General features: G+C 45.4%; 14 protein-coding genes and 1 riboswitch. Of the genes, 1 reads left to right on the top strand and 13 read right to left on the bottom strand.

What is annotated here, in order from left to right:
- Positions 1 to 135: 135 nt before the first annotated feature.
- The 10 genes from oppF to moaA all read right to left on the bottom strand — a co-directional run bounded on the left by oppF (position 136) and on the right by moaA (position 9,152).
- The gene (gene oppF, locus ACYJZR_RS05125) at positions 136 to 1,128 is read right to left on the bottom strand and encodes a murein tripeptide/oligopeptide ABC transporter ATP binding protein OppF (protein WP_017447834.1); all 993 of its coding nucleotides are present in this window, start codon (positions 1,126 to 1,128) and stop codon (positions 136 to 138) included.
- Complete coding sequence (gene oppD, locus ACYJZR_RS05120) at positions 1,125 to 2,096, bottom strand: ABC transporter ATP-binding protein (protein ID WP_015297053.1); 972 nt, start codon at positions 2,094 to 2,096, stop codon at positions 1,125 to 1,127. The genes oppF and oppD overlap by 4 nt, the downstream gene beginning before the upstream one ends.
- A 27-nt stretch (positions 2,097 to 2,123) precedes the next feature.
- Positions 2,124 to 3,026: an oligopeptide ABC transporter permease OppC gene (oppC, locus tag ACYJZR_RS05115; RefSeq protein WP_005482423.1), complete on the bottom strand. Its 903-nt coding sequence runs from the start codon at positions 3,024 to 3,026 to the stop codon at positions 2,124 to 2,126.
- Between the two features lie 15 nt (positions 3,027 to 3,041).
- Positions 3,042 to 3,962, bottom strand: coding sequence for an oligopeptide ABC transporter permease OppB (gene oppB, locus ACYJZR_RS05110; RefSeq protein ID WP_005461536.1), 921 nt, complete (start codon positions 3,960 to 3,962; stop codon positions 3,042 to 3,044).
- A gap of 132 nt (positions 3,963 to 4,094) precedes the next feature.
- On the bottom strand, positions 4,095 to 5,768 hold the full coding sequence (locus ACYJZR_RS05105) for an ABC transporter substrate-binding protein (RefSeq protein ID WP_005461499.1): 1,674 nt from the start codon (positions 5,766 to 5,768) through the stop codon (positions 4,095 to 4,097).
- 561 nt (positions 5,769 to 6,329) lie between these two features.
- Positions 6,330 to 6,785, bottom strand: a complete 456-nt coding sequence (gene moaE / locus ACYJZR_RS05100) for a molybdopterin synthase catalytic subunit MoaE (protein ID WP_025521919.1) — start codon at positions 6,783 to 6,785, stop codon at positions 6,330 to 6,332.
- A gap of 1 nt (position 6,786) precedes the next feature.
- Positions 6,787 to 7,044, bottom strand: a complete 258-nt coding sequence (moaD, locus tag ACYJZR_RS05095) for a molybdopterin synthase sulfur carrier subunit (protein WP_005461535.1) — start codon at positions 7,042 to 7,044, stop codon at positions 6,787 to 6,789.
- Complete coding sequence (moaC, locus tag ACYJZR_RS05090; RefSeq protein WP_005461493.1) at positions 7,041 to 7,520, bottom strand: cyclic pyranopterin monophosphate synthase MoaC; 480 nt, start codon at positions 7,518 to 7,520, stop codon at positions 7,041 to 7,043. Before moaC ends, moaD begins: the two co-directional genes overlap by 4 nt.
- Before the next feature lie 26 nt (positions 7,521 to 7,546).
- Positions 7,547 to 8,059 (bottom strand): molybdenum cofactor biosynthesis protein B, encoded by a 513-nt coding sequence (gene moaB / locus ACYJZR_RS05085; RefSeq protein WP_005461494.1) that lies wholly within the window; start codon positions 8,057 to 8,059, stop codon positions 7,547 to 7,549.
- Between the two features lie 103 nt (positions 8,060 to 8,162).
- Entirely contained in the window at positions 8,163 to 9,152 is a 990-nt protein-coding gene (gene moaA / locus ACYJZR_RS05080; RefSeq protein WP_005461510.1) for a GTP 3',8-cyclase MoaA, read from the bottom strand.
- Positions 9,141 to 9,274: riboswitch (molybdenum cofactor riboswitch) on the bottom strand. It overlaps the preceding gene by 12 nt.
- A gap of 173 nt (positions 9,275 to 9,447) precedes the next feature.
- On the opposite strand from moaA, the gene ACYJZR_RS05075 reads away from it, so the two are divergent.
- Positions 9,448 to 10,341: a YvcK family protein gene (locus ACYJZR_RS05075; RefSeq protein WP_017447831.1), complete on the top strand. Its 894-nt coding sequence runs from the start codon at positions 9,448 to 9,450 to the stop codon at positions 10,339 to 10,341.
- A 76-nt stretch (positions 10,342 to 10,417) separates the two neighbouring features.
- Here the strand turns inward: ACYJZR_RS05075 and luxU are convergent, their stop codons facing one another.
- From luxU to uvrB, 3 genes are all read right to left on the bottom strand, one after another.
- On the bottom strand, positions 10,418 to 10,756 hold the full coding sequence (luxU, locus tag ACYJZR_RS05070; RefSeq protein WP_025521817.1) for a quorum-sensing phosphorelay protein LuxU: 339 nt from the start codon (positions 10,754 to 10,756) through the stop codon (positions 10,418 to 10,420).
- A gap of 2 nt (positions 10,757 to 10,758) precedes the next feature.
- On the bottom strand, positions 10,759 to 12,162 hold the full coding sequence (gene luxO, locus ACYJZR_RS05065; RefSeq protein ID WP_005461534.1) for a quorum-sensing sigma-54 dependent transcriptional regulator LuxO: 1,404 nt from the start codon (positions 12,160 to 12,162) through the stop codon (positions 10,759 to 10,761).
- 288 nt (positions 12,163 to 12,450) lie between these two features.
- Complete coding sequence (gene uvrB / locus ACYJZR_RS05060) at positions 12,451 to 14,481, bottom strand: excinuclease ABC subunit UvrB (RefSeq protein WP_005494496.1); 2,031 nt, start codon at positions 14,479 to 14,481, stop codon at positions 12,451 to 12,453.
- Between the last annotated feature and the right edge of the window lie 68 nt (positions 14,482 to 14,549).

Below are 14,549 nucleotides of genomic sequence, written 5' to 3'. Positions count from 1 at the left end.
TCTTGTTCAAGAAATTCGAATGAGCATTGAAATTCATGTTCAACGAAAGTGAGCATAAAAAAAGCGCGACCCTATTAAAAGGAATCGCGCTTAAGCCCGTCACAGGCTGAATTTACTTAACCTAACATTTGGTGGTTACACGCTCACGTGAATACAAGAAACCGCGTGAATGTCTGTACCTTCAATCGTAGGTTTGGTTTTTGCACACTCTTCTGTCGCTTGAGGGCAACGAGTACGGAACACACAACCTGAAGGAGGATTGATTGGTGATGGCAGATCCCCTTCCAACATTTGGATGGTTTTATTGCGTTCTAACTCTGGGTCTGGGATTGGAACCGCCGACATCAGCGCACGCGTATAAGGGTGCTTAGGGTCTGCAAATAGCGCATCCGCTTCGCCTAACTCTACCGCGTTACCCAAATACATCACGAGAACACGATCAGAGATATGTTTCACCACTGACAAATCGTGCGCAATAAACACCAAAGAAAGTCCTAGCTCTTTTTGCAGCTCTTTCAGAAGGTTAACGACTTGAGCCTGAATCGATACGTCTAGCGCCGAAACTGGTTCGTCACAGATGATCATTTTTGGCTTAAGGATAAGTGCGCGTGCGATACCGATACGCTGACACTGACCACCTGAGAATTCATGCGGGTAACGGTTGATTACGTTTGGCAATAGACCAACTTTCGCCATCATCTCTTTAACGCGGTCTTTCACTTCTTGCTTAGACAGTTCTGGATAGAACGTTTCTAGCGGCTCTGCGATGATGTCACCAACCGTCATACGCGGGTTAAGAGAAGCCAAAGGATCTTGGAAAATCATCTGGATTTCTTTACGTGTTTCACGGCGCTGTACATCTTTCATTTTTGTGAGGTCTTGGCCTAACCAAACCACTTCGCCATCGGTCGCTTCAACAAGTCCAATGATGGCACGTGCGAAGGTCGATTTACCACAACCTGACTCACCTACTACGCCAAGCGTTTCCCCTTCGTAGAGGCGCACATTTACGCCATCTACCGCTTTTAGGCTAGAAGGTTTTGACCAAGGCCACGCTGATTTCGATGCGATGCTGAAGTGAACTTTCAGATCAGATACATCCAGAATTAACTTTTTATCTGCGCTCATTTGTTCCAAGCCTCCCATTCAGAAAAACATGCACGCTGACGACCATCACCAAATGGCGTCAAGATTGGTGCTTCACGCTTACAGCGGTCCATCACACGATGACAACGCTCTTGGTAAGGGCAGCCCGGTGGTAGACGCAGTAAGTTTGGTGGATTGCCAGGAATGGTTGGCAGAATTTCACCTTCTGTATCCAGACGAGGGATCGCCTTTAAAAGACCTTCCGCATAAGGGTGGCTTGGGTTGTAGAAAATTTCGTTTACGTTGCCGTACTCCATCGTACGACCTGCGTACATCACAAGCACTTTGTCACATGAACCAGCAACAACACCTAGGTCGTGGGTGATCATAATGATTGCCGTGTTGAACTCGGATTTCAGCTCGTTCAACAAGTCCATGATCTGCGCTTGAACCGTTACGTCTAGTGCCGTGGTTGGTTCATCCGCAATCAGCAGTTTAGGACGGCACAATAGCGCCATCGCAATCATTACACGCTGACGCATACCGCCAGAGAACTCGTGCGGATACATGGTAATACGCTTACGTGCTTCAGGGATTTTTACTGCTTCCAGCATACGTACTGATTCTTCAAACGCTTCTGCTTTGCCCATGCCTTTGTGCAGCATTAGCACTTCCATCAACTGGTCACTGACTTTCATGTAAGGGTTCAGTGACGTCATTGGGTCTTGGAAGATCATCGCGATCTGTTCAGCACGAACTTTGTTCAGCTCTTTTTCTGGAAGGTTAAGAATTTCTCGACCTTCAAATTTCGCGCTGCCTGAGATCTTGCCGTTTTTCGCCAGTAGACCCATGATTGCGAATACAGTTTGTGATTTACCTGAACCAGATTCACCCACGATACCGAGAGTTTCGCCCTGCTTCAGAGAGAAGTTCAAATCGTTTACTGCGGTTACGATACCATCTTGGGTGGTAAATTCGACACGCAGATCTTTGACATCTAATAAGCTCATCATTGCTTCCTTAATCTTATCTTTTAATTATCTGTCTTTTGGATCCAGCGCGTCGCGCAGGCCGTCACCAACGTAGTTGAAGCAGAATAGAGTCACAACCATGAACGCCGCTGGGAATGCCAACTGCCAAATTGCTACTTCCATTGTCTGTGCACCTTCTTGTAGAAGTGCGCCCCAACTTGTCATTGGTTCCTGAACACCAAGACCAAGGAATGATAGGAATGATTCGGTCAGAATCATGCTCGGAATTAGAAGCGTAGAGTAAACCGCTACAATACCTAATACGTTCGGTACAATATGGCGAGTAATGATCTTCCAATTACTTACACCACAAACATGCGCCGCTTCGATGAACTCTTTACTACGTAGGCTGAGTGTCTGACCACGTACGATACGCGCCATATCCAACCAAGCGATTGCACCAATCGCAACGAAGATAAGAATGATGTTACGGCCGAAGAAGGTAACAAGTACGATAACTAGGAACATGAACGGTACAGCGTACAAGATTTCTAGAATACGCATCATAATGCGGTCAACTTTACCGCCAATGAAGCCAGAAGCCGCACCGTAAAGTGTACCAATCAATACCGCTACGAACGCACCCATCACGCCAACCATTAACGAGATACGGCCGCCGATTAGAGTACGCACGTACAAATCTCGGCCTAGACTGTCGGTACCAAACCAATGTTCAGAGTTTGGCGCAACGTGCATTGCATACCAGTCAGTATCGTCAAACGCGTAAGGAGCGATCATCGGCAGAACAATTACCGCCAACGTCATTAAAACAAGAATAAATAAGCTCACCATCGCCGCTTTGTTACGCATAAAGCGGATACGAGCATCTTGCCAAAGACTGCGACCTTCAATCTCTAGGTTCTCAGAGAATTTTTCAATCGCTTCTAGGTTTTCTTTTTTCGTCAACATAACCAAACTTCCCTGTTAGTAGCGAATTTTCGGGTCAATCATTGCAAGTAGAATATCTACAATCGCGTTGAATAAGATAAACAGGAAACCAATCAGAATGGTTACACCCATTACTAGCGAGTAGTCACGGTTAAATGCAGCGTTAACGAATAGCTTACCGATGCCCGGCAAACCAAAGATGGTTTCGATAACAACAGAACCCGTGATGATGCCTACGAAAGCAGGACCCATGTATGAAACAACAGGAAGAAGTGCTGGTTTAAGAGCATGTTTGATGATGATGTAACGGTAACTCAGACCTTTAGCACGAGCGGTGCGGATAAAGTTACTGTTTAGTGTCTCAATCATTGAACCGCGAGTAATACGGGCAAACGTTGCAACGTAAAGCAATGACATACCAATAACCGGCAACACTAAAAACTGCCAGCTACCATCTTGCCAACCACCCGCAGGGAAAATGTGCCAATGTAGAGAGAATAGGTAAATCAGAGCTGGCGCCAATACGAACGACGGCATAACCACACCAAGCATCGCGGTCGACATTATGGTGTAGTCAACCCACGTATTCTGCTTGAGAGCCGCTATCGTCCCGACCGTCACGCCCATGATCAACGTAAAGATGAAGGCGATAAAACCCACTTTCGCTGACACTGGCAGAGCAACGGCAATCAACTCGTTGACGGTGTAATCTAGGTATTTAAACGATGGACCAAAATCACCTTGCAGAACGTTGGTCAAATACGTTGTGTATTGCTCGAATACTGGCTTATCAAGGCCGTATTTCGCTTCAATGTTCGCCATAACTTCTGGCGGTAGTGGACGTTCTGTCGAGAAAGGGTTTCCCGGTGCAAAACGCATAAGAAAGAAAGATACGGTGATCAAAACCAACATTGTTGGGATCGCCTCAAATATCCTTTTTGCGATGAATTTAAGCATAAACTCACTCTTTCAGTCTGTGACAATTTAAATGAAAAAGAATAGTCCGATTTATTTTGGACTGAACATAGGCGCCACATGCAATTTCTCACATGCAGAGCCTAATTTTTATAGTTCTATCTGATTGAAGATTTACTCAGTGATGTAGAGATCTTTAGAGTAGATCTTTTCTTCCGCGTTGTTTGATGGGAAGCCACCCACTTTCGTAGATAGTAGACGTGATTTCACGTACTGGTAGATAGGTGCAATTGGCATATCCTTCGCCATTAGCTTCTCAGCTTCTAGGTAAAGCGCCTGACGCTCTTCGTTTGACGTAGAGCTGAACGCTTTATTCATAATTGCATCATATTCTTTGCTGTCGTAGTGAATACCACCAGTGGTGTTGTTGCTCATCATTAGAGTCAAGAATGACGAAGCTTCGTTGTAGTCACCACACCAACCAGCACGAGCAACTTCGAAGTTACCTGAGTCTTTTGTTGATAGGTATGTTTTCCACTCTTGGTTTTCTAGCGTTACATCTAGACCAAGTGTTTTCTTCCACATAGAGCCTAGAGCAACCGCAATTTTCTTGTGGTTCTCAGACGTGTTGTAAAGAAGGTTAAACTTAAGTGGATTATCTGCGCCGTAGCCTGCTTCTTCCAATAGACGAGCCGCTTCTGCGTTACGCTCTTCTTGCGTCATCTTGCCGTAAGCAGGAATTTCTGGGTTGAAACCTGCTGTGATTTCTGGCGTTAGGAAGTAAGCTGGTTTTTGACCTTGAGCTAAAATCGCATCAGTTACGATGTTACGGTCAATCGCGTAAGAGATAGCTTGACGAACACGTACATCATCAAACGGAGCTTTCTTCGTGTTGAAGATGTAGTAGTAAGTACATAGGTTACCCGTCACAGATACTTCTTGTGGGTGCTCTTTCTTCAGACGCTTGAAGTGCTCTGTTGGCAGTTCGTTCGTGAAGTCGATTTCACCCGCTAGGAAGCGGTTCATTTCTGCAACTTGGTTTTCAATCGGTAGGAAAGTAACTTTCTCTAGTGTGGTGTTTTCGTTGTCCCAGTATTGCTCGTTACGCTTCAATACTAGACGCTCGTTCACAACCCAGTTGTCAACAACATAAGCACCGTTACCAACAAAGTTCTCTGGCTTCGTCCATTGATCGCCGAACTTCTCTACTGTCGCTTGGTGAACAGGCTTCACTGTTGTGTGGCCCATCATCATCACGAAGTAAGGTACAGCTGTATCTAGCTCTACCACTAGAGTGTGGTCATCCACAGCTTTAACACCCAGCTCGCTCTTGTCTTTTTTGCCAGCAACGATGTCTTTCGCATTCTTCATCTTGGTGTATTCCATGTACCAAGCGTATGGAGAAGCCGTTGCAGGGTCGACAGCACGTTGGAAACTGTAAACGAAGTCACCTGCTGTTACAGGATCGCCGTTTGACCATTTCGCGTCTTTGCGCAGGTGGAAAGTGTATGTTTTGTTGTCTTCAGTTTCCCAAGACTCTGCAACACCTGGGATAGTGTTACCGTCTGCGTCTTGGTTTACTAGGCCTTCAAGTAGGTCGCGAATCACGTGAGATTCAGGAACACCTTGAGATTTGTGAGGGTCTATTGTCGCAACTTCTGTACCGTTACCACGCACCAATTCTTGAACTGCTGCTAGTTTCGGTTCTGAAGAATCAGTTTTTGCTTCTGGTGCAGGTGCCGGCTGAGCCGCCTGTTTTTCTTCTGGCTTATTGTCGCCACAACCCGCTAGGGCAAGAGAAAGACCAGCACCAATAAATAAAGCGCGCGTGATTTTATTCTTATACATGCGTAAAACTCCAAGTTTTTTCGTTAGCATCCATGACTTCTCTATAAGGGACTGGAACGGTCAGCGTTTTAGATTTTTTTAGTGCACTTTCTGAGCACAAAAGCCTAAAACCTTACAGAGACTGCGGCACACATTAGCAATCATTGAAGTAATTTGCCATAAAAATGTAGCAAAAAAACTAATAATTCTGTAATAACCGCACATATCTAGCAATAAACTCCAATACAAAAGCATTCACTAGTAAAATGAAGACTGTAACTGACATTTATCAGCCAAAACTTTCGATTGCTCTGAATTTAAACTATTTGATAGCATCTTATGCTAGATATTTGCATATCATTTAACATTTGTGACAAACGAAGTCTAACAAATAATCGTTTATATATTGCTCGATATTTTTTATTGTGAACAATGTCACCGAGATAAAACACGGGTGTTTTCGAAGATAAGAATCGCAGTATTGAACCGTTTCAATATGGTTGAACAAATCGCGAAATACAAAAAAAGCTAAGTGCGATTAACACTTAGCTTTTTATTTTTTGTCAAAACGAGTGGCTGGTTCTATTTTTCCCAGCGCTGCGCTGCTTGATGATCGGTGTCGCGCGATTCAATCCAACGATCTTCGTTAGTTGTGCGCTCTTTTTTCCAAAACGGTGCTTTGGTTTTCAGGTAGTCCATAATGAACTCGCACGCATCAAATGCCGCGCCGCGATGCGCACTAGAAACGCCCACAAATACAATTTGGTCGCCGCTGTCCATATCACCCACACGATGAATCACGCGCACGCCAAGCAGAGGCCAGCGAGCTTCAGCTTCCTCACAAATATCGCTCAAGCTCTTTTCCGTCATGCCCGGATAATGCTCTAGATGCAGGCCAATCACGTTGTCACCAAGGTTCATATCTCTGACTTTACCGATAAAGGTCACGACCGCACCAGCAGCAGTGCCTTCCGACAAGCGTTGATATTCTTGATCAACAGAAAAGTCTTCAACTTGTACAGAAACACGAGGATCCATCTTAGCCTCCCGTTACCGGTGGGAAAAACGCGACTTCGTCACCCGCTTTTACTTGTGTATCCAGTGGGACGATCGATTGGTTCACTGCTGCAAGAAGCTTGCCTGGCTCAAGCGCCAAATCCCACTTGCCTGCTTTTTCTGCGCCCGCTTCGACAAGATGTGCGCGAACGGCTTCGACCGTATCGAACTGGCCGTCCAAATCAACGCTGTCGATACCCACTAGCTCGCGGGTTTGAGCAAAGAAAAGTACTTTAATCATGATTCCGCCTTGAAATGTCCAGATTTGCCACCCGTCTTCTCTAATAGACGAACTTGACCAATGACCATGTCTTTTTGTACTGCTTTACACATATCGTAAATCGTTAGTGCAGCGACGGAAGCTGCAGTGAGCGCTTCCATTTCGACACCAGTTTTACCCGCAAGTTTACATACAGACTCGATGCGAACTTTGTTTTCTGCTTCGATAGCTTCCAGTTGAACTTCAACTTTAGAAAGCAGTAGCGGATGACAAAGCGGAATCAAATCCCATGTTTTCTTCGCTGCTTGAATACCAGCAATACGAGCCGTTGCGAACACATCACCTTTGTGGTGCTGGCCAGAGACAATAAGTTGCAAGGTTTCTGGAGCCATGTGTACAAATGCTTCAGCGCGAGCTTCACGCACGGTTTCTGCTTTTGCAGACACATCGACCATGTTCGCTTCGCCAGATGCATTAATGTGTGTAAATTGGGTCATTGTTTTTCCTTCGCTTTTAGGAAAGGTTATACAGATAGGTGTGGCATGAAGTTACAAGGGCGATGACTTGCATCCAACTGCTGTTTAATAATTTTTGTCCAACCTGTACGACACGCACCCGTTGAACCTGGCATTGCGAAGATCACGGTGTGGTTAGCAAAACCTGCAATCGCACGAGACTGAATGGTAGACGTACCGATCTCTTCATACGACACCATGCGGAACAACTCACCAAAGCCTTCAACTTCTTTATCAAATAGAGGCTTAAGTGCTTCTGGCGTGCTATCGCGTGAGGTAAAACCTGTACCGCCAGTGATCATGATCGCTTGGACGTTTTCATCGGCAATCCATTGAGAAACGATCGCGCGGATCTTGTACATGTCATCAATAACGATTTGTTTGTCTACCACGTTGTGCCCCGCTTCTTGAGCGTGTTCAACAAGGTAACGACCAGAGGTATCATTTTCTTCAGTACGCGTGTCAGATACCGTTAGAACGGCAATATTTGCAGGTTGAAATTTGCTTTCAGCGTGACCCATTTGTTCACCTATTCTCTAAATTTAGCTTTGATACGCTTGGTATCGATTCGGAAAAAGTTAGAGCCAGCTTAGCACTAAGCTCTCTCTAAAAATTTGAATAAAGTTAGCCGCCGATAGACGCAAGATGCGGCGTCATACCAGTATTGCCATCGTGTAAGAAGTGGCTTACGGACTTTGTTTGCAGCTGCGATTGGATACGTTCAATCAACTCGTTTTCTTGGTCATCACGTTCCAGCAAATCACGCAGTTCAACGCCATGTTCACCAAATAAGCAAAGGTGCAGCTTACCCAGCGCAGAAACACGCAGACGGTTGCAGCTTTCGCAAAAGTCTTTTTCATAAGGCATGATAAGACCGATTTCACCTTTATAATCTGGGTGAACAAACACCTGAGCGGGGCCATCATTGTGCGAACGCACTTTCAGTAACCAGCCGTTCGCAATCAGTTGATTACGAATCGCAACACCAGAAACATGATGCTTTGAAAACAGGTCATCCATCTCGCCCGTTTGCATTAGCTCAATAAAGCGCAATTGGATTGGACGGTCTTTGATCCAGTTAAGAAATGCGGGTAGCTCGTGATGGTTCAGATCTTTCATCAACACCACATTAACTTTGACCTGCTCATAACCGACTTCGAACGCACGCTCGATACCATTCATGACTTCAGTGAACTTATTTTCACCAGTAATCTGATGGAACATTCGAGGGTCGAGGCTATCTACACTCACGTTGATGTTTGTTAAACCGGCTTCACGCCAGTCTGCAACTTGCTTCGCCATTCTGTAGCCGTTAGTCGTCGTCGCCACCTTTTTGATGCCTGGCGTCGTTGCGACAGAATGAATGATGTCAGTGAAATCTTTGCGTAAGCTTGGCTCACCGCCAGTAATGCGCACTTTTGACGTGCCACAATCAGCAAACGCTTTTACGACCCGTTTGATTTCAGGAAGAGATAAAAAAGACGAGTTTTTGTTGCCCGATGGTTTATAACCATCAGGAAGGCAATAGGTACATTTGAAATTACATACGTCGGTCACAGACAGACGCAAGTAATAAAACTTACGATGAAATTTGTCTTCGAATTGTTGCGCCACGGAACACCTTTCCAAACACGGGAGGCATGGCCATTTCCAATCATGCCCTTGTGACAGTATGTCACTGGCTCAAAATGCTTATCCTCGGACTTAGCATAGTGAGCTCGGAGTTATGGCAACCAGAGGGATAACCCCTGATAGCTTTGCGGAGTAAAATACTTAATATTTGTAATGGAATCCAGACTTGAGTGATAAAAAACTCTCTAGAGACACAAATTACCGCTTAGTGAGTACCGTTAGGACACTCATTAAGTTAAATTGTAGCCGTTTTTTACAACATTATTAGAAGAACGTAATGAATATCTATACGGATAAGAAAGTGGTCGCAGTTGGCGGTGGTCATGGCTTAGGTCGAATGTTAGCCGCTTTAAAAGACTTTGGCAGCAATGCTACGGGCATTGTAGCCACAACCGACAATGGTGGTTCAACTGGACGTATTCGTCATTGCCAAGGTGGTATCGCTTGGGGAGACACTAGAAACTGCATCAACCAGCTAATCACTGAACCATCTATCAGTTCGATGATGTTCGAATACCGCTTTAAAGGTACGGGAGAGCTGGACGGCCACAACCTTGGCAATTTGATGCTAACAGCATTGGATAACTTGTCGGTTCGACCGCTGGATGCAATCAATCTGATCCGAAACATGCTTAAGGTTGATGTCAATATTCTGCCAATGTCAGAGCACCCTTCGGATTTGTCTGCGCTTTCAGTGAACGGTCAATGGGTCACAGGTGAAACCAATGTGGATGAGATGGAAACCGACTTACGTCGCTTAGATCTTTCACCAGAAGTTCCAGCCACTAAAGAAGCCGTTACTGCTCTGGCAGAAGCCGATGCAATCATTCTTGGCCCAGGCAGTTTCCTCACCAGCATTATGCCGCCATTGTTATTGCCAGAGCTGGGCAAAGCCATTGCAGCAAACCGAAAAGCGAAGGTGATATTCGTTGCTAACCTCAGCCCTGAATACGGCCCAGCAGGTCGAATGTCGATGGCGCAAAAGCTGGAATGGTGTGAACGTGCGTGCCAAGGACGAAGAATCGATGTCGTCCTTGCCGAAGAAACGGACCAGAAAGTGTTGGAACAATGGAACGTCGTTACCGAATCATTAGCCTCAACCAACCGAGATTGGCGTCACGACCGAGATAAGTTGAAAGCAGCGATAGAAAACCAACTACTCGCTAAGTAGCCACTTGAGACTGCCAACGTTGATACGACAAAGCCCTTCCAATATTGAAGGGCTTTGTGTTTAAAAAGTAAAGGCTTTATTGAGTCCAAGAGCGATACGCGTCGCGTGTTTCATTCAAGCGATCAAGCATAGTGTTAACCTCACTACCCTGTTCAACTAACTCACCAGATTTGGCTTTTTTATCGATAGACATCGCTAACTCACACAAACTGTCGGCTCCGAAACTCGCAGCACTGCTTTTTAGTGCGTGGCTGATCTCTTTCAAATACACTAACCGCTCTGAACCTTCTAACTGCAACAAGTTGTCGATGTACGTATCCATCTCACCCAAAAAAATATCGAGCAAAACAGGCACGTTATCACTGCCGATTTCCATCGACAGTTCATCTATTTTTTGTTGATTCAATATCGTCATGCTTACACCTTCTGCCGCTCTTCTTTACCATTCCATGCTTGTAGTTTGCGGTAAATCGTTGACGGACTGACATCAAGATACCCAGCGGCTCTTGGAATATTACCGTCACACGCCTCAATCGCTTGTTCAATCGCCATTTTCTCTGTCATCCATAGCGGCATGATCTCTGAAACAGTCATCGCTTTTGGCTCAATCAGTTTAGATACAGATGGCCTATCTAATGGTTGATTCAGCGGCGGTGGCAACATATCTAACGTAATTTCTTTGCCGTTGTTAAGCACCACGATATTACGCAATACGTTTTGTAGTTGTCGGACGTTACCCGGCCACTCATAACTGTTAAAGCGATCAATCACTTCTTGAGAAAAGCGGACAAAGTTTTTGCCCTCTTCATGAGACATGTAGCCTAACAGTGAGTACGCAATTTCAATCACATCTTCACCACGTTCGCGAAGAGGCGGAAGATGCAAAGGAATCACGTATAAACGGTAGTATAAGTCTTCGCGGAAACGCCCTTCTTGAACTTCTTTCCAAGGGTCTCGGTTGGTCGCACAAACGAAGCGCACGTCCACACTCTTCATTTTTGAAGAGCCCACTTTCTGGAACGTACCGGTTTGGATGAATCGCAATAATTTGGTTTGTAAGTCCAAATCCATTTCACACAATTCATCGAGGAACAACGTGCCACCATCGGCTAACTCAGCGGCACCTTGACGGTCATTTGCCGCACCAGTAAATGCCCCTTTTACGTGACCAAATAGTTCACTTTCAATTAAGTCTTTAGGTATGGCTGCACAGTTGATGGCAATAAACGGCTTATCACCACGCTTGCTTGCTGCGTGGATGGCTTCTGCGCATACCTCTTTACCCGTACCACTTTCACCAGTAATAAAGATACTCGCTTTACTGCTAGCGGCGGAGTCAATGGTGCGATAGACCTGCTGCATGGTTTGGCTGCTGCCGATAAAACCTTGGTAATTCTGATTACCCGGATTATCTGCTTCATTTTTTAGCTTAGTTGCTTTGCGAATTGCGTTGTTGACCGTAACACGCAGACGGTCTGCTTCACACGGTTTGATCAAAAAGTCTTGAGAGCCATGACGCATCGCCTCTACCGCTGTATCGATAGAGCCATGAGCCGTCATGAAAATGATCGGCACATCTGGATGACTCTTTTTAACGGCGTGCAAAACATCCATCCCCGTCATATCAGGCAGACGAAGATCGAGAAGAATAAGATCTGGAATTCGATGATTGAGACTTTCAATGGCATCTCTACCTGTACCGACAATATTAATGTCGATCCCTAACGGCGTGAGGTACGAGCGGTATAACGCCGCAACCGATGCTGTATCCTCAACCATCAGAAGGTAACGAGATTTTTGGCCTTCAGTTTTTTGTTGCATAACCTAGCTAATATTTTGTTGTGTTTTAAACAATAATCGCATTACGCTTTGCATTTTGCAAATAACATTAGCAAAGTTACGGTTAATGATAATAGAATCAAAAATGATATCAATAGGTTAAAAAGTGGCATAAAGCATGCTGATATATTAGCGACCCCTCGGGTCACCTAGCCAACTGACGTTGTTAGTGAACGATATGTTCACAAAACAAGCCAATAGACCCGACTGCCTATTGGCTTCTTTTTTGCCTATTCTAAGTATCTCTTTAGAAACAGCTTTTCGTGTTAACTAGCTATTCGCGATGAATTGCGCACGCAGTTTTTCTATTTCATCACGCTTCTCAGCCGCAAGCTCGAATTCCAGATCCTGAGCATGTTGGTACATCGCCGCTTCTAGTCGACTGATTTCCTTCTCCAATTGTTGTGGAGACATCACTTCGTAAGTTTGAGATGGTTCAGCCACTTTAGACAGTGGCACTTGCTTAGTATTGCGTTGACGTTTGGACTTAGTAATGTCGCCCAACTCCATAATATCCTTGATATTACGTTTTAACGCTTGCGGCGTAATGCCCATTTTCTCGTTGTACGCTTGCTGCTTCTCACGACGACGATTGGTTTCATCCATCGCTTTTTTCATCGATTTTGTAATACTATCCGCATAGAGAATCGCTTTACCCTCAATGTTTCGTGCAGCACGACCTATCGTCTGAATGAGTGAACGTTCTGAACGCAAGAAACCTTCTTTGTCGGCATCCAAAATTGCCACCAGCGAGACTTCCGGCATATCCAAACCTTCTCGAAGCAAGTTGATACCCACTAAGACATCGAACTCACCTAAGCGCAAATCTCGAATGATCTCGACGCGCTCTACCGTGTCGATGTCGGAGTGAAGATATCGAACACGAACATCATGTTCATGCAGATATTCCGTTAAATCTTCCGCCATTCGTTTGGTCAGAGTCGTAACAAGAACACGTTCCTCTTTGGCGGCACGAATACGAATTTCAGACAATAGATCATCGACCTGAGTCGCGACTGGTCGAACTTCGAGTATTGGATCCAGCAAGCCGGTAGGACGCACGACTTGATCCGCAATTTCACCTGCCGATTTCTCTAGCTCATAATTGCCCGGCGTCGCCGAGACGAAAATAGTTTGCGGAGCAAGAGATTCAAATTCTTCAAATTTTAGAGGACGGTTGTCCAACGCCGATGGTAAGCGGAAACCAAACTCAACCAGAGTTTCTTTACGTGAACGGTCACCTTTATACATCGCACCAATCTGCGGTACAGTCACGTGGGACTCATCGATGATAAGCAAACCATCATGAGGCAAGTAATCGAACAAGGTTGGAGGCGGCTCACCCTCAGAACGACCACTGAGATAACGTGAGTAGTTTTCGATACCAGAGCAGAAACCGAGCTCATTCATCATCTCGATATCAAACTGTGTACGCTGGCTAATGCGCTGCTCTTCTATTAGCTTGTTATTCTCTAGTAATTGTTTCTTGCGTACTTCGAGCTCAACTTTGATGCTTTCTATCGCTTCGAGAATACGGTCGCGGGGCGTCACGTAGTGCGTTTTCGGGTAAATCGTGTAACGGGGCAAATCTCTTTGTTTCACGACACCCGTCAATGGGTCAAACACACTGATACAATCCACTTCATCATCAAACATTTCAACACGGACAGCATCTTGGTCAGACTCAGCTGGGAATATGTCGATCACTTCGCCGCGAACACGGAACTGACCGCGTTCAAAAGCGACATCATTACGCGAGTATTGAAGTTCCGCTAAGCGACGAAGCATGTCACGCTGATCGATCACGTCACCACGGCGTAAGTGCAGCATCATCTGTAAATACGACTCGGGATCACCCAAACCATAAATGGCTGAGACCGAAGCGACGATGATGGCGTCTTTTCGTTCTAGTAAAGCTTTGGTGGCAGACAAACGCATTTGCTCAATGTGAGCGTTCACTGACGCATCTTTTTCAATAAAGGTGTCAGTTGTAGGCACGTACGCTTCTGGTTGATAGTAGTCGTAGTAAGACACAAAATACTCGACCGCATTGTTAGGAAAGAACGATTTCATTTCCCCATACAACTGAGCCGCGAGGGTTTTATTTGGCGCCAGTAAAATTGCAGGGCGCTGTGCTTGAGCAATCACATTCGCTAGCGTGAACGTTTTACCAGAACCCGTTACACCTAAAAGCGTCTGATGCGCCAACCCCGCATCTAAGCCTTCTAATAATTGCTTAATCGCGGTTGGCTGGTCACCTGATGGTTGATACTCAGAGACCAGTTCATAAACTTTACTCATACCCTTCCTCAATCTTTACTGCCTTTACTACGTTAGGCTGTGTTACCACTTCTGCGCTGTATATATAC

It is taken from the genome of Vibrio sp. RC2502, assembly GCF_054850435.1.
The sequence above is the reverse complement of the archived record's forward strand: the minus strand, read 5'-3'. Positions and strand labels throughout refer to the sequence as shown.